Source organism: Paenibacillus caseinilyticus (assembly GCF_027533645.1).
In the GTDB taxonomy this organism is placed as follows: domain Bacteria; phylum Bacillota; class Bacilli; order Paenibacillales; family NBRC-103111; genus Paenibacillus_G; species Paenibacillus_G caseinilyticus.
The window spans coordinates 22,608-48,102 of the sequence record NZ_JAQAGY010000029.1; the positions used below are offsets into that span (position 1 = coordinate 22,608).

Sequence of the window (25,495 nt, forward strand, 5' to 3'; positions counted from 1 at the left end):
AATCAGCTCGATTTGGTTAGCCTTGGAAGAGTCATAGAGCAGGCATTCTGCCATGTGGAAGGGCCTCCTGCACTTAGCATTCTACCCTATTCCTGCCCGGATGTCCTCTCGTAAATATGATCCGCATCATCGTAAAGGTATATAGACCTGCGTCACTTAAAATAGTGACCATCTCAGTTACCGGTGTCACTATCGGAGTGAAAGTCATCCCGTTTACACTGATACTCATGATGAATTTTCGATACGTGAGTATTGAGGCGACGGGGGATGGCAGGATGAAAAGAAAACGAAGCAGGTTATGGAAGAGGGGAACGGCGCTGCTGCTGGCCGCCACGATGGTTCTCGGTGATCTGGGAGCGGCCGCGGCCGTGGGGCCGGAGCAGACCGATCTCTCCAGTATCCACACGGCGGATACGGTCATGAACGCAGTCTACGGGCCGGAAGGCGGTGGCAGCATCAACCCGCTGCCGCCGGTGCCTTTCGTGCCGGAGCCCGTGACAGCAGGTGAACCGCTGTCCTGGAATCTGCTGACGAAGATCGACCGCAGTAAGATTCCATCGATCTATCACCCGGAAGACCAGGTGCTGAAGATGAGTGCGGACGGTCGGTATATTGCGTTCAAACGCTTGGAGCTCGTCACGGAGGAGCCCGCCCATGTGAACCAGATGATTACCGTCTATGACCGCAAGACAGGGGCGATGGACGATATCCAGTCTCCATCCAATAGCTTGCTGAACGATGAAGTGCTGTATTTTGACCTGAGCAGCGATGCCAGGTATGTGGCCTTTTCCTATAAGAACTCCACGGAGGATTGGAAGGAAAGAACGAAGGTTTATCTATACGACCGGGAGACCCGGAACCTGACGCCCATTACGACGGTGGAGGGCAGCACGGACTCCCGTGACGGCACGGACCGGGTAGCCATCAGTGCGGACGGCCGTTATGTGGCGTTTGATTCCGATGCCCCGGGTATCGTACCGGAAGATAATGACGATCTGAGGGACGTCTTCGTCTATGACCGGGAGAGGGCCGCGACCAAGCGGATCAGCACGCAGCCCGGTATGGGGGAATACGACTTAGGCGACAGCGAGGCTCCGTCCATCAGCGCGGACGGTCGCTATATCGCTTTCCAGAGCGATGCGAAATTCGTGGAGAAGGATACTTACGGCCAGCGCAATATCTATGTATATGACCGCGAAGACAGCAGTGCCAGACCTCAGTTGGCCAGCATGGGGGCAGGCGGGACCGCAGGCGAGGGGGACAGCACCCTGCCGTCCATCAGCGCGGATGGCTCGGTCATTGCTTATGAATCCCGGGCGGAGAATTTGGATCCGGGCGATACGAACGAAGTGAAGGATATCTTTGTATATCACCGCAATACCTTGGCTACCAAGCGGATTTCATTGGCGGAGGGAGGCATTCCCTTCAACCGGGAAAGCCTCAGTCCTTCCATCAGCAGAGACGGCCGCTATGTGGGCTTCCATCTGGATTATGTGTCGGTGGAGGATACAGATGACGACCATGACAATGATGAGGAGAATGACATTCCGGAGCAGGCCTATGTAGCAGATGTGGCATCCCAGACGGCGTATCAGGTAGCGGTGCCCCAGGCGCCCTACCCGCTCGTTCAACCCAGCCAATCTCCCCTTGTAGGAGATGGGGGCAAGCTCGTTGCATACCTCTCGGAGTACCTCTATTCCTATGGCAGCGGCAGCGAAGGGATTCCTTTCCCGGGAATCTTCATCGCGGAGAAGGGAGAAGCCCCGGCGTGGCCGGCAGGCAGCAAGCTGGAAGCGTCGAACCACACGAACAACAGCGTTGCGCTGAGCTGGCCGGATGCCGTGGATGCTTCGGGCGTACTCGGGTATCACGTCTACCAGGACGGCAAGAACATCGGCTATGTCGAACACCGGGGAGCGGGCAGCAGCACATTCACCGCACAGGGACTCTTGCCGGGCATCGAGTCCGAGTTCCAGGTGGAAGCGGTGAACACGGCCTATCGCGAGAGCTATGGCGGGCCGACTTACAAGCTGGGATCGGGCGGAGGAGAGAATCCCGCCGGCGGCCTGCGGGTTCAGTGGGATGTTGAAGAGATGCGCAATGGTCTGGCTTTTCCGGGCAGCAAAGTAGGCATCACGGCTTACGGCGAACCGGGCAAACAGGCAGAGGCTGCGCTGACCTACATCGCGTGGGAGAATGAGACGGAGCAGGATACACGCACCGTCCCGATCACGCTCACGGAGAGCGCACCCGGCACCTATACGGGCTGGTGGAAGATGGAGAACGGCGTCAGCCAGATGACCTCGCTGAATGTCCGGCTGACAGACCCGGCGAAGCCAGGTACTATCCTGGAGAAGCCGGCTGACGGATTCCCGGTATCGGTGGCAGGGGCTGTGAAGCTCACCTTCACGAATCCGAGCGGCGCCAGTCTGGCAGGCAGCATGCTGACCGCGTCGAGCCGCCAGTACGGCGAGCAGATCACGCTCCTCCCGAATTCGGATGCCTATGTGGTGAACGGATTGTATCCGGGCAAGGATTACAGCTTCACCCTGCGTTCCCCGGATGGCCGCCATACTTGGGGCAAGCTGGAGCAGGTACAGGCGGCAGGCGGCAAAGTCAGTACAGCCGGCATGAACATCGAGCAGCCAGCCAATATCCGGTTCCAGGTGGTGGACCCGACAGGGCAGCCCGTCAGCGGTGTAGAAGTGCAGCTGTTCGGTCCAGACCAGAGCTATATCGATGCCTCCTCCACCTATGGGGACGGCTGGACCCCTTGGACCGACTATCTGAAGGCGGGGGATTCCGTCACCGCCAAGGTGAATATCGGAGACCGGATGTATGATCAGCCTGCGAATCAGGATATCCTCCTCAAGCCCGGCACCAACGAGCCGGTCATTAAGCTTCGGGCACCGGGCGAAGGCGTTCTGGAGGGCTTCGTCAAGGGACCTGATGGCAAGGGGGTTCGCAATGCGTATGTCACCTCGACCCAGACGTTCAAGGGGCAGCCGGTGGTCCGGCGTGCGCGGACGAACCTGGAGGGGGCTTACCGTCTCTCTCTGCTGAAGGGCGAAGCCAAGATGGAAGTCGTCGAAACTTCGTATCTATACAGCACGGCTGGACCGGTTACGGCGCAGGTGACGGAAGGCGGGACCACCACACTGGATCTGGCGGTGAAGCAGCCGGGCAAGGGTGTGGTGAATACGGAGGTGCGTCTGAAGTATCTCGAGGATACGGACTTCGGACCGCCAGTTAATATGGAGGAAATGGCCTTCCTGACGCGTATTGAATCCAAACGCGGATGGATGAGCGGATACTTCCAGAACGCCCATCAATTCTATGGATCACCTGGTGATACCGTATCGGTATGTGTTACGGGCAGTATTCCAGCTTATATGACTAGCTGTACGGATGTGGTGCTGGATCAGAATAGCAATGCAACCGCCAAGCTGTTCCTGGAAGAAAAAGGGGCCCGCATTCAAGGCAAGCTGGCGCAGACCCATCACCGCTGGGTTTCGGGCGGCCTCTACAAGCTGCAGGAGCAGGGATACCGCTCGGCCTCGTCCTATCTCAGTGATAATGACTTCGAGGGAGACGGTTCCTTCCATATTAATGTGCCCGAGGCCGGCACTTATGTCATGGAGCTCAGCGGGGCGCTGCCAGGCAGCCCTCTGAAATACGAATATGCGACGGTGCAGTTTACCGTATCGGATCGGCAGATTCTGCAGGTGGGGAGCGTGTCGTTCAGCTCCAAGAGCTATTTCTCCAACTACTACGGCAATTACTATAACGCGGTGAGCTCCCGGATCGCTCCGGGGGGAACAGTTACTCTGCGGGCCGGATATAAAAACAGCAGCAGCGTGGACGCCAGTGAAGTGAAGCTGCTCATCGACATTCCGGAAGGAACGACGCCGGTGAAGGATGCAGCCGGCCGTATCGTGGTCAGCGGTGTCCAGCTGGCGGTTGATCCGGTCCTCGACGGCCAGACGCTTATCCTGCCGGTCGGCACCGTGGCGCAGAAGCAGTCCGGTACCCTCAGCTTCCAGCTGAAGGTGGACCCGGCGTTCAACAAGAGCTCGGCCAAGTCATCGGCCCGCATCCGCGCCACGATGGGAGCGGAGCCGATCGAGGAGTCGATCGGCAGTATACTGCTGGATGCTCCGCTGGTCACGCTGGAAGCGCCGGAGCGGGTCTCCCGGCCGGCGGACAGCAGCACCCCGGTGCTGAAGCTCAGCGGAGTGGCTCCGGCAGGCAGCCAGGTCAAGGTATACGATGGCAAGCTGCTGCTCGGAAGCGTAGCGGCATCGGGTACGGGCTTCTGGCTGCTGGCGGCTCAGGATCTGCCGGACCTGGGGGATCCAGGTGTGCATGCGATCCGTGCGGAAGTGGATTCGGGCGCTGTGAAGCTTCAGTCGCCTGTATCCTATGTCCACTATGACACCGTGAAGCCGCAGCTGCTCGAGCTTGCGATGGCGCAGGCGCCGGAGGGCAGATGGGTGACACTGAACCTGCGCGAGGGCATTCCGAATCTGCCGTATACGGTGGTTCCGGGCAACCCGTTCCAGTTCGAGCTGAAGTTCGACAAGCCGGATGAGGTGGAGAATGTCGAGATTTATCTCGAAGGCCAGTCCGGGGAGCCGGTGAAGGCGGTCCGGGAAGGCGGCATCTTCCGTGCTCTGACGCCGACCGATAAGGGGGCACTTGGCGCGATCTATGTGGATTATGACGTCAAGCCGAAGCCGTTCGTACTGGACGACAAGCAGCCGACGCTGGAGGAACTCCGGGAGACGCTGCCGCCGGCCATGCGTGACTTTGTGGCCGAGGTGACCTCACCGTTCGAGCTCCAGGACGGCAAGTATGCAGGTACGGTGCAGATGACCTTTCCGCAGCTGCCGGGCCTTAAGATTACGGAGAAGCTCAGCATTAGTCCGGACGCGAAATATACGGCTTCCCCGCAGGAGATCGAGCTGGCGCAGCGGTCCGGCCTGCCGATGCTGAACGGTTCGGTCCGCGTAACGGAGACGGGCGATGGGTTCAAGACCGTTACGTCAGGCTATATGCCGATGAAGCTGCTGTTCCCAAGCGGCATACCCGGAAGCCTGAAGTCTGCCCTGGCCGCCAAGGTTCGCGCTCTGGCTGCAGATGAAGGCCCCGACTTCGGTACACTTGCAGACGTTTCGGTCGAAACGTATGTGCAGTACGGCGAAGGCGGCGAGGATGCCGGTACTGTCTACAAAATCAAGAAGCAGTATGAAGACAGCATGGAGTTCGCCGAGAAAATTAACAAGATTGCTTACAAAGTGGAAGCCAGCGGAATGGATTGCATCCAGGAGCTGCCGACTACCGTCAAGCAGGCGGGTAAAGCACTGGTTGCCGTCGTAGGCGGCGAAATAGGGAAGGTCGCCCTCGGCGCTTGGACGGGAGCCATGGGTCTGACCGGACCGGGGGCGATTGCAGCCGCGGGCGCGTCGGCCGTCATAGAAGACAAGATCGATAACTATGTTGACGAGCAGATTGACTCTATCGGAACTGGGTACAACCAATGCCGCGACGAAGACGAAGACGAAAAGAAGAAACGCAAGCGCAAGAAAATCGCCCGTCTGCGCTGGATTTATGACCCAAGCGGATTTGTGTACGAGGCTGTCCCTGCCAACCGTCTGAGCGGTGTGAAGGCCACGGTACTGTATCAGCAGCCGGCCACCAAGGAGTGGGTCGTCTGGGATGCAGGCCCGTATGAGCAGGTGAATCCGCACAACACGGATGATCAGGGGAAGTATGGCTGGGACGTTCCGGAAGGCAAGTGGAAGGTAGTCTGGGAGAAGGACGGCTACGAGACGAAGTCGAGTGCCGAGCTGGATGTCCCGCCTCCGCATACCGAAGTGAATGCCGGACTCGTATCTTATGCAGCGCCCAAAGTTCAATCGGTAACCGGTGTGAGCGGGTCTGCCGGCAGCTATGTGGATATCGAGCTGAGCAAGTATGTCAAAGTAACGGATGCAGCGGCAGCGGCCCAAGCGATCACCGTGACGGGGCCGGATGGCCCGCTGGAAGGCAGTATATCCTTCGTACAGCCGGTCGATAATCCGGCGGATCCAGACGGAGCCGATCTCTCGAAGATCATCCGCTTCACTTCCAAGACCGCGCTGAAGCTTGGCGCAGGTTACGGCGTGAAGGTAACCGCCGGCTTCCAGAGCTACGCAGGAGTCTGGATGACGGATACCCATACAGGCAGCTTCGAAGTGCGGGCGCTGGACGAAGAGGGGCCAACCGCTGCTGCCGATGAAGTGAGTGCGGAAGGCGAAGGCTCGATCCTCCGCATCACATTCAACGAGAAGCTCGGCGGGATCGTGGATGCGGCGAAGTTCACGCTGAACGGGAGCAGGGACCGCATCGTGTCTGCGGTGAAGGCGTTGAAGCCGAATCCGGCAGGTGAGCAGTTGTCCGCGGATGGAGAATACGAACGAACGGTGGTTCTCACCTTGAGCGATCCGCTGGCTCCGGGAACCGAAGCCCAGCTCGGCATCTTGGCCGGAGCAGTCACGGATGCGGCTGGCAACGGAGCGGCAGAGAAGACGCTGAAGGCAGTGAATACGGCCGGCGCGTCCCGCAATGCGGCGCTCGCTTCGCTGGCTGTAGAGGAAGGTGCGCTAACACCGGCTTTTGACCCATCGGTACGGTCCTACAAGGTTCAGGTTCCTCAAGCGGCAGAGACAGTGACTCTGACAGCATCCCTGGCAGATGCGTCGGCCCGGCTGGTAATCGACGGGACGGCGGCGGCGAACGGTGCACGCAGAACGGTACAGATTCCAAGCACGGGTTCCATCGCGGTTCGGGTAACCGCAGCGGACGGTGTGACTGTGCGGGAGTACAGCGTGGAGGTTGTCCGCGGGGCCACGGATCCGCTGGGAACCGAGGCGGCCTTGTCGGCGCTGGAGGTCACGCCGGGCACGCTGTCGCCGGTGTTTGATCCGGCAGTGGAGACGTACGCCGTCGAAGTCGCGGCGAATGCCACTGAGCTGCAGGTGACAGCGACGGCCAAAGATCCGCAGGCGAAGAGTGTGAGCATCGCCGGTGAAGCCGCCGTGAGCGGCACGGCCAAGACTGTGGCCATCCCGGCGGGAGGCCAGATCGAAGTCGTGGTCACCGCCGAGGACGGCGCAGCGAAGCGGACGTATAAGATTGCGGTGAACCGCGAGACGGATACGGGCGGCGGCAGCGGAGGAGATAACAGCGGGAATGGCGGCAGTACAGGATCCTCCGGCGGAGGATCCACGCCTCCAGCCCAGCCGGTACTGACGCAGGCAGAAGCGTTCACCAGCGCGAGCGGGGGTACTGGGCTCCGCATTACGCTGCGGAGCGATGCCATTGCCTCCGCCTTGCTGGCAGGAGCGGACGGGCAAAAGCAGCTGCTCGTCGAAGTGAAAGAGCAGGCGGAGGAATATGTGCTGCAGCTCTCGGCAGACACGCTTGCGAAGCTGACGGAGAGCCATGCCGGCGTCGTCTTCCGGACGGCAGCTGGGCTGCAGGCCTCCATACCGCCGGCCCTGCTGGCCACGGTACAGCTGCCGGCAGGAGCTTATCTGAACTTCTCCCTGGGCGCGGTCTCCGCCGCCGAGCAGAAGGCAGTCTTTGCAGCAGCGGCCCGTCAGAGCGACGCGCTGCAGCCTTCCGGGCAAGCGGTGAAGGTTGCCTGGGAGATGGTGCACGAGCAGAAGGCAGCCCAGCTGGCCTTTGGTCATCCCGTGGTGGTGGAACTGCCGGTGGTGGAGAGCAGGCAGGAGGCGGTCTACCGGTATGACCCGGCAGACGCCAAGTGGGCCTTCGTCTGGAACCAGCAGCGGGTATCCGGCAGCAGGGCTGCCATCGAGGCAGCTTCCTCCGGTACGTATGCAGTCATGGCCTATGCCGATCCATTCGGCGATACTACAGGACACTGGGCGTCAACCGATATTGGCTGGATGGCCCGCCGGCTGCTCGTCAGCGGAGCGGCTCCGGGAGCGTTCCACCCAGATCGACCGGTCACCCGGGCGGAGTTCGCCGCGCTGCTCGTCCGGGCACTGGATCTGAAGCCGATAGCTGCACCAGGCTATCAAGGATTCAGCGATGTTCCGGAGGACGCATGGTATGCGGCTGATGTAAGAACAGCCGCGGAGGCAGGGCTGCTCCAGGGTGTTGCGGATCACCGCTTTGCGCCCGATGCATGGATCACCCGGGAGCAGATGGCGGTGCTGATCTGGCGGGCGAATCTGTACCTGCGGGAAGCCGCTCGGCAGCAGGAGGCAACAGCCGAAGCGCTGCAGCAGTTCAAAGACCAGGGAAGCATCTCCTCCTGGGCTGAAGCTGCCGCTGCCGCTGCGATGGAAGCCGGCCTGATCCAGGGCACCGCAGCGGATACGTTTGAGCCGCAAGGCTCAGCAACCCGTGCGCAGGCTGCCGTGATGATCAAGCGGCTGCTTCAGCTGGGGAGCGGACAATAAATAACACTGTGAAGGAATGACAGCCGGGCAGGGACATATCCCCTGCCCGGCTGTTTGTTGTTGCCTTCGCGCGGCGCAAGCTTCAAGCCGCTGTTGGAGCGGTAAGGGGCAGCGCCTATTCGTATCCTGCCGCTGCCCCGGACCAGAATATTCCCCCCCATTTGAATAAAAATGCACGTTCCAATATTTTACATAATCTATTATGATGGATAGGAACCTGCCTGAAGAGGGCAGACAGGAAAGGGGGTTACATTACAAAATTACAGAATATGAAAATTAAGGGATTGACTATGACACTAGTGTCATAGTTTACAATTCAAAAGGCAGGGATAATGAAGCGATGAAAATCAGTGAGCTGTCCGAAAAAACGGGTGTGAGTGTCCGGTGTCTGCGGCACTATGAACAAAAAGGGTTACTCACCTCGGACCGGCTGGAAAACAGGTACAGGCATTATGACGGGGCTGCCGTCGACCGTATCAAAACCATTCAATTTTACTTGAGTCTCGGGTTCACGACCGAACAGATTGCCGGGTTCCTGAACTGCGTATTGAAGCACCAGGAGGCCTTCTGTACGGAAGTTAAGCCCCTGTACGAAAAGAAGATCCAGGCGTTGACTGTGGAAATCAAGCAGCTTCTGGAGCTGAAAGCGAGACTCGAAGAACGCTTCAGCCGGCTTGAAAGTTCCTAAGCGATAGGCGCAGGATACACAGTAATATAGTACGGCACAATGGCGGTGTAGCCAAGCGGTAAGGCGAAGGACCGCAAATCCTTGACCCCTCGGTTCGAATCCAGGCACCGCCTCCATTTTCCCCCGATGCGTTGATATGCCTACGGCGGTATAGCCAAGCGGTAAGGCAAAGGACCGCAGATCCTTGACCCCTCGGTTCGAATCCAGGTACCGCCTCCAATTTTATAAACCAGAGGAGAGAAACTCCATGGAAATGGTAGAGAAGGCAAAGAAGAAAGGATACCATCGGTTTGTTGGCTCGGAAGAGGAACTCTTGGAACTGCTTCGAAAAGAAGTGGCGAGTGCGGAGCAGCAGGAGTTGGTTATCATGGCCGGCCATTTTATGCTTTTCTTGGATGAAGCTCAGGATTGTCTGGTACCCGGTGTGATGGAGGAGCAGAAAACCGACCTCATGAAGCAGCGGATCGCGAACCGGGTCGGTATATTCCCGGCTTACACGTGGACCAAAGGCGCCGAACTCGCCAAAGAGTTCAGCGAACAATTCTCGGATATCAAGTTTCTTCTCCTTATTAACGACTGGCAGTATGTTCCTGAGAAAGGGACGGCTTCCGAGCTTCGCCAGCAATTCTACGAACGATTCTCCGAACTTCCTGCGGTTTACATAGAGACATTGCAAGACCAAGGCTTCGGTTCGGAACACATGCTCTCGAGCCGAAAGCATCCCCTCGCCTTCCCTGAGACCTGGCTGAAATACAGATTCCAAAAAAGCGCCGATAAGCTCGTGAAAGACGGCAAGCTGGAAAAACGGATGGTGGCGGACCGCCCGACCCAATCCGAAGTCACATTCCTGGACGAGGAGGGAAATTACAAAACCTTGATTTCCTGCGGCATTACGGGCTGTGCGGGCGAAGTGACCGAGATGATCTCGGAAGTGCACAAAGCCGGCCATCGCCTTATGGTTGTCTTTGCTCCGGGCGAATGCTATCAACCGGTTCGTACGGGAGTGGAAATCGCTTTGAATCTCTATGGGCTCAAGGACATGAAGATCATCATCGCGGACCCGGGCGGAAGCGGGGAGATGAGCACGGAAGAAATCTACGAAAAGATGGTGAATTTCTCCGTATTCTACTCATAAGAGGAAGGGGCTGCCTACCGCAGCCCCTTCAAACCATTCGCGATTGGAGGGGAGATTCATGTCCGTCATTTATTTGGACAACTGCGCTACCACACCCTGCCGCAGGGAGATCGCGGAGGCGATGACCGCCTATTTCTGTGAGGAGTTCGGCAATCCGTCGTCCCAGCATCTCCTCGGGAAGAAGGCGAAGCATGCGGTGAACGGAGCGCTGGCCAAGGTGGCCCGTTTCATCGGCGCCGAGCCGGATGAGATCGTATTGACCTCGGGGGCGACCGAGAGCAATAACCTGGCGCTGTTCGGGGTATTCGATGTCCACGAGAAGAGCCCGGTGAATGCGGTGTTCTGTCCGACCGACCACAAGTCGAGTCTGGATATCGCGAAGGAGCTGCAGCGCCGCGGCATCGGCGCCCGGTATGCGGAAGTGCAGCGCAACGGGCGCATCTGTCTGGATTCGCTGCAGCCTCTGATCGACGAGCATACCCGGATTCTCAGCATCGCCTATGTGAATTCGGAGGTCGGTACGATCCAGGAGATCGAGAAGATCGCGCGCCTCTGTGCGGATCGCCACGTCATTCTCCATGTCGATGCCGTCCAGGCGGCAGGCAAGCTGGAGCTGAATGTGAAAGACTTGGGTATTGGGGCGCTGTCCCTCTCCGCCCACAAAATCTACGGCCCCAAAGGGATTGGGGCGCTGTACGTTGATCCTGAGGTGGCGCGGCGCATGAGGCCGATCCTCTTCGGCGGCGGGCAGAACCGGCTGCGGAGCGGAACCCTGCCGACACCGCTGATCGTAGGGCTCGGCATGGCCTGCGAGATGATCGGACGCGAGCTGGACGAGAACTATGAGGCCGCCGAACGGCTTAGGGATTACTTGGTTCATGCGCTGAGCCTGCACGTGGATGAGTTTGTACTGACGACGGACTGCACGGTGAGTGTGCCGTATATACTCAATGTGCAGTTCCCGGGCGTAAGTTCGGAGACCTTGGTAACCGGCCTTCGTGACGTCGCCCTGTCCTCGGGATCGGCGTGCAATTCGGCCAGCCTGGAGCCCTCGTATGTGCTGACGGCGATCGGACTGACGAAGGAGGAGGCGAACAGTTCTCTCCGGTTTTGTCTGCATCCCGGCCTCACCTTCGAGGATATCGACCGTGCGGTAGACAGCATCGCGCGGAAGATTCACAGCATGAAATGCATCAGTACGTTTTGAAGAAGGGAATACCCCATGACGGACTATAAAGTAAACCCGTACTTGAAATTAACGCTGGCGATGTGCATGATCGGCAGTTTCATTGTGGTCAATAAGGTGCTTAGTTCCACGGTTCCCGTCTTCCTGGCTTCGGGTATCCGCCTGTTCATCGGTGCGCTGATCTTGGGAGCCCTGCTGTGGTATAAGGAGGGCGCCTTCCCCCGGCTGTCGCGCCGGGATTTCCTGATCGTATTCACACAGTCCTTCGTCGGGGTGTTTCTGTTCAGCTTCTGCTTGCTGTACGGGCTGCGATTCACGAGCGCGGTAGAGAGCGGGATCATCACGAGCACGACGCCGGCGGTGATCGGACTGATATCGTTATTGTGCTTCAAAGAGAAACTATCCCCGCACCAGCTCAGCGGGATCTCGCTTGCCTTCGCCGGGGCCTTGGTCATCAACGTATTCGGCATCTTATCGGGCTCCCAGTGGAGCCTCTCTCTCTGGGGCAACCTGTTGATCTTCGGGGCGGTAGTCGGCGAAGCGGTATTCATGACGTTCGGCAAGCTTCTCTCGGCCGATCTCAGCCCCCTCGCTTCCGCTGCGATGACGAGCACGATCGGCTGCGTCCTGTTCCTCCCTTTTGCCGTGTACCAGGCCGCATCCTTCGATCTGCTGTCCGCCACCCCGTTGACATGGGGGCTTCTGGCCTATACGGGAGTTGGAGTCACCGTGTTCGCGGTACTTCTTCTGAACCAGGCCATGGTCCAGATTCCGGCAGGCTCGTCGGCGGTCTTCTCCGCGTTGATGCCGGTAAGCGCGGTTGTTCTCTCGTATGCCGTACTGCATGAACCGATTCATTGGTACCATCTCGTGGGGATCGTGTTCGTGCTCGGGGGAATCTTCACGATTTCACGGAAGCGGAAAGCGGCCGCGGCGGGAGAGCGGGGGCAGGAATCGGTCCCGCTGTAAAGGAGGAACTCCATGCTTCGCTTCGGGCCGGCGGCGCCTGGGTAGAGGGGACAGCCCGCGATGAAGGCAGCTGCGGGCTGCAGCTTACGTTCCAAGACCCGGACGGGAACAAATTCCAAGCATGGCAGCGGCCCCAGCCGGAGGGAGCAGGAGAGGGAAAGGCAAGGGAATGGAATATGAACGCTGCCCAAAGAGAATCCCGCTTCAGCAGCGGGTTGCAAGCGTAATCGTGCATGTAACGAAACCGCAGCAATCCCGTGTGGGACGAGGGGAAGAGGCCGTGCGCTCAAGACACGCCCTCTTCCCGGAGCAGCGGCAGGGTGATGCAGTGAATACCGCCGCCCATCTTGAAGATCTCGGAAGCGTCGACGGGGATGACGTCGATCCCGTTCTTGGACAGCAGCTCTATCGTGCGGGGAGCCGAAGAGGAGAACAGCACCCTGCCGGGGGCAACTGCCAGCGCATTGACCGTCAGCGGAGGATCTTCGGGGTCGACGGCAAGCAGGGTGATCCCCTTGTCTTGAAGCACCTTCAAGAACCAATGGGGGAGCAGCCGGGGATTCACCAGCGCTTTGTCGGTGTCGAGCATCAGGAAGGCTTCATCCAGATGGATCTTATCCGATGGCATATCAAGGGTATACAGCTCGATCTCCTGAATTTTCAGCAGATTCCGCAGCTGTGCGATCCCCTCGTCGTTCACCCGCTCGGACCGGCCGATGACGGCGGTCCGCCGGTCGAGCATGGCGAAGCTGCCGCCCTCGGCATAGCCGTGTCCGTGAATCGCGCCGAGGATGGGTATTCCGATCCGGCCGAAGGTCGCCTGCGCCATGCGGGTCTCTCCCTGACGCAGGTCGAGCGCGAAGCGGGAGAGGACGACCCCGCCCGGCAGCACCATGCCGAGATCCCGGGTGAACATCCGGTCGGGCCACAGGCCCGCGGCCGGCGGATCAAGCAGCAGCACCTCCGCTCCCGCATCCCGCAGAGCTTGGGCGATACCATCATGCTGCGCCTGCAGCAGGCCGAGGTCGGGCGGCGCCTGCCCCCGACCTCGGCTCTGGCTGCGGCCGTGCACATGACGCAAGCGAAGCGCGCCGGCCTCCACCTCGTACTGGTCCTGTGGAATGGCCAGCACCTCGTCCCCAGGACGGTGCATCAGCACCTGTCGGATAAGGCCGACAGGACAGAGCACCCCCCAGGGTTGTCCCCAGATTGCCTTCTGCAACTCTTGGTCAGAGGCCGGTTCCATGGTGAACCGGTCAGACAAGAACCGGTCCTTATCCTCCTTCATACAGATCCCCCTCCTCCGGATACGTTCAACACCGCAGCCCTTGGCTCCAGGTATGTGCCCAGTGTTCCCTGGACTTCCCGGGTTTATGTCAGGCTTCCGAAGGGAAGACAGCAACGACCAAATAGCCGCCAGAAACCGGGCGGCATCCGTAGGTCTCTCCATCCGAAACGGGAGAGAAGCTGTGGACGCTGCCGGTCTGGCGGCTATTTGTTGGGGGAGAGGACGACAGGAAGGGGTCTCTACTGTCCCGGAATCCGGACATGGAACTCGATGCAGCCGTCTTCTATCTTGACTTTGATGCTGCCTTTGTAACTCTCGACAATCCCCTTAATAATCGACAGCCCGAGACCGTGATGCTCGCCTTCCTTCGTGGAGAAGCCCGGCTTGAAGAGTTCTTCCGTTGCTTCGGGGGAAGGAGGCTGCAGGCAAGGATTCTTCACCTTAATATGGAAGTCCCCGTTCTCTACCCATCCCGTAAGATGAACCTCCCGTTCCTCAACAGGGAGCTTCTCCACCTCATCGAAGGCATTATCGACGAGATTGCCGATGACCTTGACCATGTCGACGGACTTCAAGGCATTGAGCGGCAGCCTGCAGAGATTCTGAAAATCGTGCTGGAAGCGGATCCTTCTGGAGATGGAAGCAGCGACCTTGGCTTGAACCTGGGAAGCGATAACCGGATGATTGATCTGGATAATATCGCTGATTTCGACGATTTCCTGGACGAACTGCTTCGTATACTTTTTCACTTCTTCATACTTCCCAAGCTGAACCATCGTGTGGATCGTCTGTACGTGATTGAGAAAGTCGTGACGCTGGCCGCGCACGGTGGTGAACATCCGCGAAATATCCTCGATATACTGGTCCTGCGTGAGCTGGACCGCAGACTCCTTGGCCCGGCGCGTGTAGATCACATAGAGATAGATGATGATTAAGGCCATCAGCGTAGCCAGGATAATCAGGTAGAAAGCATTACGGGCTTGCCTGTCGAGATGCGTCTGGATCGATTGATAGTCGGACACGACGCCGATGACGTAAGGGAGTTCCTGTCCGCCGATATCCTTGCCCGAGGGAACCGGAATGAAGCTCTTGATGACCTTGCATCCGGCGCTCTCTCCGCTGTAGGTGATCGTCCGGTCCTCCGCGATGGCTTGACGCACACTAGCGACATCACGGGAGTCCGGGTAGGCATAGGTTCCGAAATAGATGTCCCGGTTGCTGAGGGAGACGAACTTCGTCCCGTCGTTGTGCTTGAATTCAGGCGCTTTCTCCCCGAACAGCTTCGGATTGAAGCCGGTAATCTCCAGGATGGTGCTGTCTTTCTTCAGCGTACGCTGCACGATCTCCTCGTACCCGACGAGATTCTGGAACTCTCGGATCTGCCGGTCGTGCACATAAGGATTGATCATGTAGTTCGTACTGCCGTCATAATAATAGCCCCACTTGTCGATCGAGCCCGGATTGGAGGCGGAGTACTCCAGAGGGCCCGCCCAGTAGTTCTTGAGCTTCTGGCCCTCCGGGATGGACACGGGCTGGAGCTGGAAGAGCTGCTTCATCGCCGTGTACCAGAAGCCCCACTTCTTGGCGCTGATGCCGATTTCCTTGGGGTCCGTCGAACGGACGCCTACGATATCCTTCTCGGTGCGGCGGAATAGCGTAATGTGGGAGATGCCGAGATCCTGACTGAGCGCGACGAGCTGTTCATTGGTCACATTCTCGTAATTCGGATCCAGGGAGCGCTGAATCGCCATAGCGGCGATCCGCAGGTCCGCCCCGATGAGTTCCTCGACATACCGGACCGAGAGATGATACTGGGAGATGGAATCCGTAAGGTCGACGGCGACCATCTCGGACTCTTTCTGGAAGGTGTCCTCCAGCCGCTCCTGTGTAACCTGGTAGAATACAAAATTATTCAAAAGAATGGTGGAGAAAAAAACCACCACGAAAATGACGATAAATTTGGATCTGTTGAACCATTCCGCACGTAGCATGGCGGCCACCCCGATTATAGGCAAAGTTCCTTATATTATAGCATATTTCGACAAACAGACGGAATGGGCCTATGGGCATCGATTGTAAACCGGGATGGGCTCAAGAAGGGTAACGAAGGCCTGAGGGAAGAAGCCGCCCTGACAGGCAGGAACAAATTATTGCTCGTATTATGATATATATTGTCATTATTCGGGTCTAGTCCCAAAAAAAGAGACCGTGGTACATGCAAACTTTATCGAATCCGCCCGCCACCCTCAGGAAGAGCTTGAAGCTGCGGCATATTGTCATTCTCGGGCTCGAAAAGCCGGCAGATCAAGGATGTGCAGCAAGTCTCGTTTGCGGTACACTGGAACAATAGAAAGCGGATTCAAGAGGCCGTGGAAGCAGGGCTGAACGCCTGAAGGCAGACGAAGAGGGAGGAAATGCGCATGTACAAGGGACTGAGCCAGACGATGGCTATCCAGATGAAACCCGTCCTGACAGCGGAACTCCAGCAGTCAGTGTATATCCTGCAGCTGACCGGCACCGAGCTGCTGTCGTATCTGCAGGAGCAGGCACTGGAGAATCCGCTGCTGGAGCTGGAATGGGGCAGCGGTTCCTTGGGCCGCGCCGGCCGCAGGGGCTTCTCCCGCGCAGGCGTCTCCGAGGCGGAGGACCGGCTCGGCCGGCTGCCCGCCCGCGGCGAGACGCTGGAGCAGTCGCTGCTGAGCCAGCTGCGGATCGCGGGCCTGCCTGCAGGGCTGTACCATGCGGCTGCCTTCCTCGTCGGCTCGCTGGACGATGCGGGTTACCTGCTCCACCCGCTGGAGGATCTGGCGGCCTGCAGCGGCACCGATGTGCGGCGGATGGAGGCAGCGCTGCGTGAGGTGCAGCGGCTCGAGCCCGCCGGTATCGGGGCGCGCGGGCTCCGCGAGTGTCTTGAGCTGCAGGCGCTTCGCGACCCGCAGGCGCCGGCCGGCACACGGGAGGCGCTCAGCGAGGAAGGCTTCCCGCTCGTCGCCCGCGGCCGCTGGGAGGAGCTCGGCCGCCGGCTCGGCCTGGCGCCGGACGCCGTGCGGGAGCTTGCGCGCTATGTGCGCGGGCTGGCGCCCCGGCCGGGCGGCACCCACCCGGGCGAGCCGGCGCATTACGTCGTGCCGGACGCCGAAGTCCGCTTGGAGCAGGGGGAGCTGCTCATCCGCTGGAATGCGGAGGTGACGCCCCGGCTCACGCTGCAGGAGGGCTGCGAGCAGCTCGCCGGGGCAGACCGGGAGGCGGCAGCCTACCTGATGAGCAAGCGCAAGGGCGCCGACTGGCTGCTGCGCGCGCTGGAGCAGCGCAGCCGGACACTGAAGCGCGTGATCGCGGCAGTCTTCGAGGCGCAGCCGGACTTCTGGGTGCAGGGCATGCGCGGTCTGAGGCCGATGAACCTGCAGACGATCGCGGAGAAGCTCGGGCTGCACGAGTCCACGATCTCCCGGGCGGTCAGCGGCAAGTATGTGCGCACATGCCATGGCACGTTCGAGCTCAGGGCGTTCTTCGCCGCCGTGCCGCTCGGGGAGGACGGCGAGGGAGCCTCGAGCCCTGAGGTCAAATCCGTCATCGCGGAGCTTGTCGCCTCTGAGAACAAGGGCAAGCCGTACTCCGACGAGAAGCTGGCGCAGGAGCTGGCGAAGCGGGGGCTTCAGGTAGCACGCCGGACGGTAGCCAAGTACAGGGAAGAGCTGCACATTCTCTCTTCCTCTCTGCGCCGACGCGTGCTGTAAGCAGATGCTGCATCTCCGGGGATGTGCCGAAGGGTGTGGGGAACCATACGCTGATCTTTACGCAGTGGGTAAATAGATTCATACGATGCTTTCTATGTCCGCTGCACAAGCCGGCTGCGATGACGGGGGAGTATGCGGCGTTTTGTTTGAAACCGAACGAAGGCTTCCAGTACACTGGGGTGGCAGCGGAAGAACTGGCGGCTGTGATTATGGAGCCGATGCAGGGCGAGGGCGGATTCATTATGCCGCCGAAGCCGTTCGTGCAAGCTGCAGCAGGACATGCCGCACCTCGCCGACATCCGCGGACTCGGCGCGATGCGCGCGCGGTGCAGTTCGCCGATTTCGGCTACTGGGAATCCAGCGAAAGGGCTGGTCGCCGCAGTCACTAAGGCAGCTTACGATAGGAGTCTGATACCAGATGAAAAAACAGTTATGGATCGGCGGGCAGTGGAAAGAAGCCCGCTCTTATATGGAACTGCGTTCGCCGCATACCGGGGAACGAATTGCCGAAGTAGGGCAGGCGGAGGAGGCGGATGTGGAGGAAGCGATCGCCGCCGCACAAGCGGCCGGCAGCGCGATGCGCAGCCTGCCCGCCCATGAGCGGGCGCGCATTCTAGAGAAGACCGCCTCGCTGATGGAGCAGCGGGCGGAGGAGCTGGCGGGGCTGCTGGCCCGGGAAGCCTCGAAGCCGTTGAAGGCCGGACGCGCGGAGATCGCCCGCACCGTGCAGACATACAAGTTCGCCGCCGAGGAGGCGAAGCGGATTCACGGCGAGACGGTGCCGGTCGATGCTGCGCCTGGCGGGGAAGGGCGCCTCGCGTTCACGGTGCGCCGGCCGGTCGGGGTCGTCGGGGCGATCACCCCGTTCAACTTTCCGTTCAACCTCGTCGCGCACAAGGTCGGCCCGGCCGTGGCTGCCGGCAACACGGTCGTGCTGAAGCCGGCGGGGCAGACGCCGCTGAGCGCCTTGGCCCTCGCCGCGATCCTGCACGAAGCCGGCCTGCCGGCGGGCGCCTTGAACGTGATCCCGGGCAAGGGTTCCGTCGTCGGCGAGAAGCTCGTGCGCGACAGCCGCATTGCCGCCATCACGTTCACGGGCAGCCCGGAAGTCGGCATCGCGATGAAGAACAAGGCGGGCCTGAAGCGTGTAACGCTGGAGCTCGGCTCGAACGCCGCCGTGATCATTGACGACACGGTGGAGATTACGCAGGCGCTCATCGACCGGTGTGTGCTAGGCGCGTTCTCCTATAACGGTCAGGTGTGCATCTCGATCCAGCGAATCTATGTGCACGAGAGCCGCTACGGGGACTTCGCCCGCCGCTTCGTCGAGGCGGTGGAGCAGCTGGTCATAGGCGATCCGCTCGAGGAGTCGACCGATATCTCGGCGCTCATTGCCCGTAAGGATGTCGAGCGCATGGCGTCCTGGGTGGAGGCTGCCGTCTCCGAAGGCGCCAAGGTACTTACCGGGGGCCGCGCGGTCTCGGAGGCGGTCTACCCGCCGACTGTGCTGGCGGACGTGGCCGAGACCTCTTCGGTATCGTGCCAGGAGGTGTTCGGGCCGGTGGTGACGCTGTCGTCCTTCGGGGACGTCTCCGAGGCGATCGCCGCGGTCAACCGTTCGCGATACGGCCTGCAAGCTGGGATCTATTCGTCCAACATCCATACCGCCATGCGGGCGGCGGAGGAGCTGGAAGTCGGCGGCGTGATCATCAATGATATCCCCACGTTCCGCGTCGATAACATGCCGTACGGCGGCGTCAAGGAGAGCGGCTTCGGCCGCGAGGGCATCAAGTATGCGGTCGAAGAGATGACCGAGCTCAAGTTTATCTCTATCAAGCTGTAGCCGGGGCTGCAGCGTACGGCAAACCGCCTCTTTTTTTCCGGAAGAGGCGGTTTCTTTGTGTATGGAGGAGCAGAGGGCTGAACCGGCCGGAGCTCCTTTCGTTCGCAGGATGAGCCCTTCAGGTATTGAATATATAGGCTTGATAGGCCAGCTCCGACAGCACCAAGGCGCCGGGGGCGTTCAAGTACCACTTGTAGAACTTGCGCAGCTTCGCGATACGGATCCATTCGCTCCCCCGCAGCCGGTTGAGCAGGACCCGGACGGAGCCCATCGTCCAGTAGACGCCCCAATTGATCATGGGGAAGTAGAGAACCACGAAGAAGTAGAAGCTGCCCCGGATCTCGCCGAGACCGAAGCGCAGGAGCAGGCAGGGAATCAGTATGATCAGGAATCGTGCGAATCCATGGGGACGGATCGGTTCATCCAGCGGCCCGCTTGCCATCGTATCCATCACCTCGGCTCCATGAGATGCTCTTAGTGTAGAGGATGGCGGGAGGCTTTGTCGAGTAAGTTCCTGCGCCCAGCGTGTGGGTGAAGAGTTCAATAATGGCCGCCATCCTGCAAAATGTTCAGTCAAAGCACAATTGTTCACTAGCCGACTCTGTTTGTAAGCACTTACAATAAGGGCTGAATCTGATGCAGGGGGTGATGCGAATCCAGAGGAATAGCGGCTTACGTCGGCCGTCTCTCCGGGCAGTTCCCGCCGGACACGCACGTGCATTCAAACAAAGGAGGCTTGGTGTAACATGAAACAACGTATAGCTGCAGGTTTTCTCCGGTCTTTGTGCTTTGTGCTGATGCTGACCCTGATGCCGTATTCCGCCGGAGCGGCACCCGTGACAATCGGCAGCGGCCCCGTTTGGTACGACACCACGGGAGGAACGATTCAGGCGCACGGAGGGGGAGTCATCAAGGTAGGCTCCACCTACTACTGGATCGGAGAAGACAAGATCCATAACTCGGCTTCCTTCAAGAATGTCGTATGCTACTCGTCCAGCGACCTCAAGAATTGGAAGTGGGTGGGCTACCCGCTGCAGCCGGCCTCCGATCCCGAATTGGCGAGTTCGAAGGTGGAACGGCCGAAGGTCATCTACAACGCGTCGACGGGCAAATACGTCATGTGGATGCACTATGAGAATGCTGCCGATTATTCGCTCGGCCGGGTGGCTGTCGCTTCTTCCTCATCGGTCTGCGGCAAATACACCTACCACGGCAGCTTCCGCCCCCTCGGGTATGAATCCCGGGATATGACGGTGTTCAAGGATGACGACGGGAGCGCCTATCTTTTGTCCGCCTCGAACTCCGGCGGCGGGGCGAACGATTCGCTGGCTTCGTTCAAGCTGACAGGCGATTACCTGAACGTCGCCTCGTTCCAAGGCTGGGTGTTCCAGAACGGGCACCGGGAAGCGCCTGCCGTCGCCAAGCAGGGGGGCAAATACTTCCTGATCACCTCCGGCGCTTCGGGCTGGTATCCGAACCAAGCCATGTATGCGACCGCTTCGTCCATGGCGGGACCGTGGTCCGCCTTGGCGCCGCTCGGCAATACGTCGACGTTCTATTCGCAGTCGACGTTCATTCTGCCGGTGCAGGGCAGCTCGGCGACGTCCTATATCTACATGGGCGACCGCTGGAACCCGGGCCAGCTGGGTGACTCGCGCTATGTGTGGCTGCCGCTGACATTGAATGGCGCGGCAGGGACCGCCTCCATGGATTGGCAGAGCTCCTGGACCATTGACGCCGTGACAGGTACGGTGGCCGCTCCGTCGATGACCAACCATGCGCAGGGCAAGGTGGCAACCGCAAGCTCAACTGCATCGGGATTCGCGCCATCCCGCGTGAACGACGGCAGCTACCAGAGCGAGTGGAAGGCCGCTTCCGCCTCCTGGCCTGCGACTTGGCAGGTCGATCTGGGGGCCGCGAAGACGATCCGCGAGGTCGATATCTCCTGGTTCATGTATAAGGGGTCGGAAGCATACCATCAGTACAAGATTGAGTACAGCACGGACGGAACGAACTATACGACGATCGACCGGACATCGAACAAGACGTACGGCTTCACGACGGATGCGGTGAACTTTACTGCGCGTTATGTACGGATTGTCCTGGTGAATGCGGTGCTGTGGAACAATCCGAACAACTGGTACACGCCGACTTTGTATGAAGTAAAGCTGCTCGGGCCCTAATGGAATACCGGATAATGTGAATACGATACGGAAGAGGGATGGCCGACATGGTCATCCCTTCGTTGTTTATAGATGAATGAATTTCATAATCCCGAAGTCTTAGGTCACCACAACCACATAGAGATGAATGTCCATCGTCATCGTGGAAAGTCTCGTATCAATCTGGCGTCCGCCGCTCTGGCGCTGACCTTCACCGCCTCTCATCCCGCTCCATAGAGCCCCAAATCCACATTATTCACCCCCGTACGGTTTGTTCATCCCGCCATTCTCAGCATCGTTCACGCATTCCTTCATGCTTCACTTTCGCTCATCCGGCCCCCTCCCTATACTAAAGCCATGAGAGCCGATCAGGCCGAATATCATGAAGTGCAAGAAAGGAGTGGATGTATCATGGAATCCCATACGAGTGCCGCCGCCGAGCGGATAGGCCCCGGACTCCGGAAGGGCGCGCAGCCCCGGGACGGGAGAGAAGCGGTACGCATGACGAAGAAGAAGAGAGGCGTTCTCCATGAACTGGTCACGAACCGGATCTTGTTCCTCATGCTGCTGCCGACATTGATCTTTTTTTTCATTAATTCGTACATTCCGATGGTCGGAGTCTACTATGCCTTCACCCGCTTCGACTTTGGTACCGGGTTGTTCGACGCCCCGTTCGTCGGGCTGGAGAATTTCAAGTTTCTGTGGACCTCCGGGGTGCTGGCGAAGCTGACCGTGAACACCTTGGGCTATAACCTGGCGTTCATCGTCCTCGGCAATGCGCTCGCGATTGGCTGCGCAATCCTGCTCAGCGAGATCAAGGGCAAGTGGTTCAAGAAGGCGGCCCAATCAATTCTGTTCCTGCCGTATTTCATCTCCTTCGTGATCCTGAGCGTCATCGTGTACAATGTGTTTAACTTTGAGAGCGGTTTCCTCAATACTACCCTGAAGGGGTTCGGTCTGGACCCCGTCGATGTGTACAATACCCCTTGGATGTGGGTGCCGCTCATCATCCTGTTCTACCTGTGGAAGAACCTCGGCTACAGCATGGTGATCTACTTGGCTGCCATTACCGGCATCCCTGAAGACTACTACGAGGCTGCCAAAATCGACGGGGCGAATATACTGCAGCGGATCTGGCATATTACGGTCCCGATGCTGAAAACGACGTTCATCGTGCTGCTCCTGTTCTCGATCGGCAGCATCATGAAGGGCCAGTTCGACCTCTTCTACCAGCTCGTCGGCAACAACGGGGTGCTCTACAATGCCACGGATATTCTCGATACGTACGTGTACCGCTCGCTAAAGGTCACCTTCGATGTCGGCATGGCCACGGCCGCCGGGCTGTATCAATCGCTGTTCGGCTTCATTCTCATCATAAGCGTGAACTACATCATCCGGCGCACCAACGACGAGTACGCTCTATTCTAAGGAAGGAGGAAGACAACCCCATGCGCATTCGAGACGATAAGTATACCCCGGTCTTCCAGGCTGCCGCTTATCTGGTCATCGCGGCAGCGTCGCTGGCCTGCCTCTTCCCGTTCCTGCTCATCGTCTCGGCCTCCTTCACGCAGAACGAGTCGATCCTCAGGAATGGCTACCATCTCATTCCGCTGGACTTCTCGCTGGAGGGATACAAGACGGTATTCCGCTTCCCCGAGCAGGTGTTGAAGGCTTATGCCGTGACGATCTTCACGACGGTAGCCGGTACGGCGCTCGGCTTGTTCCTGATGACGATGGCCGGCTATGTGCTGCAGCGGAAGGATTTCAAGTACCGCAACGTGTTCTCGTTCTATATCTACTTCACGACCTTGTTCGGCGGCGGGCTCGTGCCCTGGTACATCTTGATGACGAAGTACCTGCAGCTGACCGATACGTATACGGCATTGATTTTCCCGGGACTCATGACGCCGTTCCTCATCATTCTCATGAAGACGTTCATCCGCTCGGCGGTGCCCGAGGAGCTGTTCGAATCGGCGAAGATCGACGGGGCGAACGACTTCACGATCTACTCCCGCATTGTGCTGCAGCTCTCCATGCCGGGGATTGCCACGGTCGGGCTGTTCCTCGCCCTGCATTATTGGAACGACTGGTTCGGCTCTTCGCTGTTCATCAACGACCAGAGCAAGTACCAGCTGCAGTTCTATCTCTACAATATCGTGAACGCCATGCAGTTCATTGCCCAGATGGGGGCGGGCACCGGAGTGTCGTTCGGCCAGGATATGCCTGCAGAGTCGACCAAGATGGCGATGGCGATCATCGTAACGGGACCGATCCTGTTCCTGTACCCGTTCGTGCAGCGGTACTTCGTCAAAGGGCTGACGGTCGGCGCGGTCAAAGGATAATCCGGCATTCATTTTATACACACACTTGGGGAGGCATTATTATGACACACAAGAAAAAACTCGGTTTCGGCATGCTCTCGGCGGCGCTCGCCCTCTCGGCCCTAGCAGGATGCAGCGGAGGGATGGACAGCGGGAAGCCGGGTACGACGGCCGGCGGCACGAAAGAAACGGCGGCCCCGGCCTCCGGCGCGGGAGCCGCAGGCGGGCTGGACACCTCGAAGAAGGTGGAGCTGCAGTTCTATATGCTCGGCGATGCGCCGAAAGACCTGCCGGTGATCCAGGCGGAGATCAATAAGCTGGCCGAGAAGGATCTGAATGCCACGGTGAAGTTCAACTATACGTCGTGGACGGACTGGGACCAGAAGTACAAGCTGCTTCTCTCCTCCGGCCAGCAGGTCGACCTGATCTTCACGGCGGACTGGACGCAGTACCAGTCGTACGCGAAGAAAGGCGCCTTCCAGCCGCTCGACGAGCTGCTGCCGAAGGCCGCTCCGAAGCTGAACGGGTTCGTGCCGAAGGAGATGTGGGAGGCGGTGAAGATCGACGGCAAAATCTACACCGTGCCCGCCACCTACAAGGAGTATGTCACGAACGGCTTCGTGTACCGCGAGGACCTGCGGGCGAAGTACAACCTGCCGAAGCCGACGTCGATCGAGACGTACGAGGCGTATCTGGACGGCATCAAGAAGAACGAGCCGGATCTGCTGCCGCTCGCTTCCACATCGAACCCGGTCAGCTCCTTGTCCGATCCGCTGCGCGAGCTGACGCGCGACACGGCCGGCGGGCCGCTGCCTTACGGGATCGGCATCAAGTACAACCAGCCGGTCGAGGCCTACTCCTACTGGGGGTCCCCGGAGCATCTCGAAGAGCTGCAGACGATGAAGCGCTGGATGGATAAGGGCTTCTTCCCGAAGAACGTGCTGAACAACAAGGATACGCTGACCGACCAGCTCACGAGCGGCAAGGCGGCCAGCATCTTCGGCGACAACCCGACGCGCTTCAACGACTCGGTGATCAAGATCGCTTCGACGCACCCGGATTGGAAGCTGGAGTACTATCCGTTCCCGCTCTCCCGGGGATTCGCGACACCGGTGCATCCGATCCACAACGGCTTTGCGATTCCGAAGAGCAGCAAGAACGCGGATCGGGCCCTGGCTTTCTACGAGAAGCTAGTGACCGACAAGCAGTATAACCTCCTGACCCAATACGGCATCGAAGGCAAGAACTATACCGTGGACGGCGGCTACTACAAGATGGCCGGCGACAAGAACTCCAACGGCTTCAGCCGGGAGGCGATGAACGGCTGGGCGTGGCGCAATCCCGAGTACATGCTGTTCGACAAGGGCTACGATAACGTGAAGAAGATCTTCAGCGAGCTGGACAAAATACAGAAACCGGACATCTTCACCGGGTTCGCGGAGGACTACACGAGCTATCAGGCAGAGCGGGCGGCGCTGGAGCAGGTGACGAAGCAGTATCTGTATCCGCTGCAGGCCGGTCTCGTACCGGATGTCGAGGCCGGGTTGAAGACGTTCATGGAGAAGGCCAAGCAGGCCGGGCTCGACAAGGTGCAGGGCGAGTACAAGAAGCAGTGGGCGCAGTATGTGAAAGAGAAGAATATCAAGTAAACGAAATCTCGATCTATAACGAACCCCGGCAACAGAAGGGCCG

At 59.3% G+C, this 25,495-nt stretch carries 14 protein-coding genes, 2 tRNA genes and 1 pseudogene; 14 read left to right on the forward strand and 3 right to left on the reverse strand.

The genetic code is table 11. From position 1 onward, the window contains the following. The first annotated feature begins 275 nt into the window (after positions 1–275). From O9H32_RS28665 to O9H32_RS28695, 7 genes are all read left to right on the forward strand, one after another. Positions 276–8,474 carry an S-layer homology domain-containing protein gene (locus tag O9H32_RS28665; RefSeq protein ID WP_269869532.1) on the forward strand — a complete coding sequence of 2,733 codons (8,199 nt, stop codon included), beginning with the start codon at positions 276–278 and terminating at the stop codon, positions 8,472–8,474. A 340-nt stretch (positions 8,475–8,814) separates the two neighbouring features. Next, complete coding sequence (locus O9H32_RS28670) at positions 8,815–9,162, forward strand: MerR family transcriptional regulator (protein ID WP_269869533.1); 348 nt, start codon at positions 8,815–8,817, stop codon at positions 9,160–9,162. Positions 9,163–9,203: 41 nt separating this feature from the next. Beyond that, a tRNA-Cys gene (locus O9H32_RS28675) sits at positions 9,204–9,278 on the forward strand. 28 nt (positions 9,279–9,306) lie between these two features. Then, positions 9,307–9,381 (forward strand) — tRNA-Cys (locus O9H32_RS28680). A gap of 28 nt (positions 9,382–9,409) precedes the next feature. Next, complete coding sequence (locus O9H32_RS28685) at positions 9,410–10,297, forward strand: LPD16 domain-containing protein (RefSeq protein WP_269869534.1); 888 nt, start codon at positions 9,410–9,412, stop codon at positions 10,295–10,297. A 58-nt stretch (positions 10,298–10,355) separates the two neighbouring features. Next, positions 10,356–11,504: a cysteine desulfurase family protein gene (locus O9H32_RS28690; protein ID WP_269869535.1), complete on the forward strand. Its 1,149-nt coding sequence runs from the start codon at positions 10,356–10,358 to the stop codon at positions 11,502–11,504. A gap of 15 nt (positions 11,505–11,519) precedes the next feature. Then, positions 11,520–12,452, forward strand: a complete 933-nt coding sequence (locus O9H32_RS28695) for a DMT family transporter (protein WP_269869536.1) — start codon at positions 11,520–11,522, stop codon at positions 12,450–12,452. Between the two features lie 286 nt (positions 12,453–12,738). On the opposite strand, the gene O9H32_RS28700 is transcribed toward O9H32_RS28695, so the two are convergent. Together O9H32_RS28700 and O9H32_RS28705 are read right to left on the reverse strand one after the other, a co-directional pair. Beyond that, positions 12,739–13,740 (reverse strand): dimethylarginine dimethylaminohydrolase family protein, encoded by a 1,002-nt coding sequence (locus O9H32_RS28700; RefSeq protein WP_269869537.1) that lies wholly within the window; start codon positions 13,738–13,740, stop codon positions 12,739–12,741. A gap of 239 nt (positions 13,741–13,979) precedes the next feature. Beyond that, positions 13,980–15,731, reverse strand: a complete 1,752-nt coding sequence (locus O9H32_RS28705; RefSeq protein WP_269869538.1) for a sensor histidine kinase — start codon at positions 15,729–15,731, stop codon at positions 13,980–13,982. A gap of 429 nt (positions 15,732–16,160) precedes the next feature. On the opposite strand from O9H32_RS28705, the gene rpoN reads away from it, so the two are divergent. The 3 genes and pseudogenes from rpoN to O9H32_RS28720 all read left to right on the forward strand — a co-directional run bounded on the left by rpoN (position 16,161) and on the right by O9H32_RS28720 (position 19,320). Next, the gene (gene rpoN / locus O9H32_RS28710) at positions 16,161–17,477 is read left to right on the forward strand and encodes an RNA polymerase factor sigma-54 (protein WP_269869539.1); all 1,317 of its coding nucleotides are present in this window, start codon (positions 16,161–16,163) and stop codon (positions 17,475–17,477) included. Between the two features lie 89 nt (positions 17,478–17,566). Further along, a pseudogene (locus O9H32_RS28715) lies at positions 17,567–17,743 on the forward strand (4-aminobutyrate--2-oxoglutarate transaminase); the annotation flags it as partial. Between the two features lie 152 nt (positions 17,744–17,895). Continuing rightward, the gene (locus O9H32_RS28720; RefSeq protein WP_269869540.1) at positions 17,896–19,320 is read left to right on the forward strand and encodes an aldehyde dehydrogenase family protein; all 1,425 of its coding nucleotides are present in this window, start codon (positions 17,896–17,898) and stop codon (positions 19,318–19,320) included. A gap of 118 nt (positions 19,321–19,438) precedes the next feature. Here O9H32_RS28720 and O9H32_RS28725 read toward each other — a convergent pair whose 3' ends face one another. Next, positions 19,439–19,771, reverse strand: a complete 333-nt coding sequence (locus O9H32_RS28725; RefSeq protein WP_269869541.1) for a hypothetical protein — start codon at positions 19,769–19,771, stop codon at positions 19,439–19,441. A 346-nt stretch (positions 19,772–20,117) separates the two neighbouring features. On the opposite strand from O9H32_RS28725, the gene O9H32_RS28730 reads away from it, so the two are divergent. The 4 genes from O9H32_RS28730 (at position 20,118) to O9H32_RS28745 (ending at position 25,452) form a co-directional block, all read left to right on the forward strand. Next, the gene (locus tag O9H32_RS28730; protein WP_269869582.1) at positions 20,118–21,503 is read left to right on the forward strand and encodes a family 43 glycosylhydrolase; all 1,386 of its coding nucleotides are present in this window, start codon (positions 20,118–20,120) and stop codon (positions 21,501–21,503) included. Between the two features lie 480 nt (positions 21,504–21,983). Continuing rightward, positions 21,984–22,910: an ABC transporter permease gene (locus tag O9H32_RS28735; protein WP_269869583.1), complete on the forward strand. Its 927-nt coding sequence runs from the start codon at positions 21,984–21,986 to the stop codon at positions 22,908–22,910. A gap of 20 nt (positions 22,911–22,930) precedes the next feature. Then, positions 22,931–23,824 carry a carbohydrate ABC transporter permease gene (locus O9H32_RS28740; RefSeq protein ID WP_269869542.1) on the forward strand — a complete coding sequence of 298 codons (894 nt, stop codon included), beginning with the start codon at positions 22,931–22,933 and terminating at the stop codon, positions 23,822–23,824. A gap of 41 nt (positions 23,825–23,865) precedes the next feature. Continuing rightward, positions 23,866–25,452, forward strand: coding sequence for an extracellular solute-binding protein (locus tag O9H32_RS28745; RefSeq protein ID WP_269869543.1), 1,587 nt, complete (start codon positions 23,866–23,868; stop codon positions 25,450–25,452). The last annotated feature ends 43 nt before the right edge of the window (positions 25,453–25,495 follow it).

What these genes read in the sequence shown, in the direction of transcription:
- O9H32_RS28665 (WP_269869532.1), top strand. Translation starts at nt 276, where the DNA reads ATGAAAAGAAAACGAAGCAGGTTATGGAAGAGGGGAACGGCGCTGCTG.
- O9H32_RS28670 (WP_269869533.1), top strand. Translation starts at nt 8,815, where the DNA reads ATGAAAATCAGTGAGCTGTCCGAAAAAACGGGTGTGAGTGTCCGGTGT.
- O9H32_RS28685 (WP_269869534.1), top strand. Translation starts at nt 9,410, where the DNA reads ATGGAAATGGTAGAGAAGGCAAAGAAGAAAGGATACCATCGGTTTGTT.
- O9H32_RS28690 (WP_269869535.1), top strand. Translation starts at nt 10,356, where the DNA reads ATGTCCGTCATTTATTTGGACAACTGCGCTACCACACCCTGCCGCAGG.
- O9H32_RS28695 (WP_269869536.1), top strand. Translation starts at nt 11,520, where the DNA reads ATGACGGACTATAAAGTAAACCCGTACTTGAAATTAACGCTGGCGATG.
- O9H32_RS28700 (WP_269869537.1), bottom strand. Translation starts at nt 13,740, where the DNA reads ATGAAGGAGGATAAGGACCGGTTCTTGTCTGACCGGTTCACCATGGAA.
- O9H32_RS28705 (WP_269869538.1), bottom strand. Translation starts at nt 15,731, where the DNA reads ATGCTACGTGCGGAATGGTTCAACAGATCCAAATTTATCGTCATTTTC.
- rpoN (WP_269869539.1), top strand. Translation starts at nt 16,161, where the DNA reads ATGTACAAGGGACTGAGCCAGACGATGGCTATCCAGATGAAACCCGTC.
- O9H32_RS28720 (WP_269869540.1), top strand. Translation starts at nt 17,896, where the DNA reads ATGAAAAAACAGTTATGGATCGGCGGGCAGTGGAAAGAAGCCCGCTCT.
- O9H32_RS28725 (WP_269869541.1), bottom strand. Translation starts at nt 19,771, where the DNA reads ATGGATACGATGGCAAGCGGGCCGCTGGATGAACCGATCCGTCCCCAT.
- O9H32_RS28730 (WP_269869582.1), top strand. Translation starts at nt 20,118, where the DNA reads ATGCTGACCCTGATGCCGTATTCCGCCGGAGCGGCACCCGTGACAATC.
- O9H32_RS28735 (WP_269869583.1), top strand. Translation starts at nt 21,984, where the DNA reads ATGACGAAGAAGAAGAGAGGCGTTCTCCATGAACTGGTCACGAACCGG.
- O9H32_RS28740 (WP_269869542.1), top strand. Translation starts at nt 22,931, where the DNA reads ATGCGCATTCGAGACGATAAGTATACCCCGGTCTTCCAGGCTGCCGCT.
- O9H32_RS28745 (WP_269869543.1), top strand. Translation starts at nt 23,866, where the DNA reads ATGACACACAAGAAAAAACTCGGTTTCGGCATGCTCTCGGCGGCGCTC.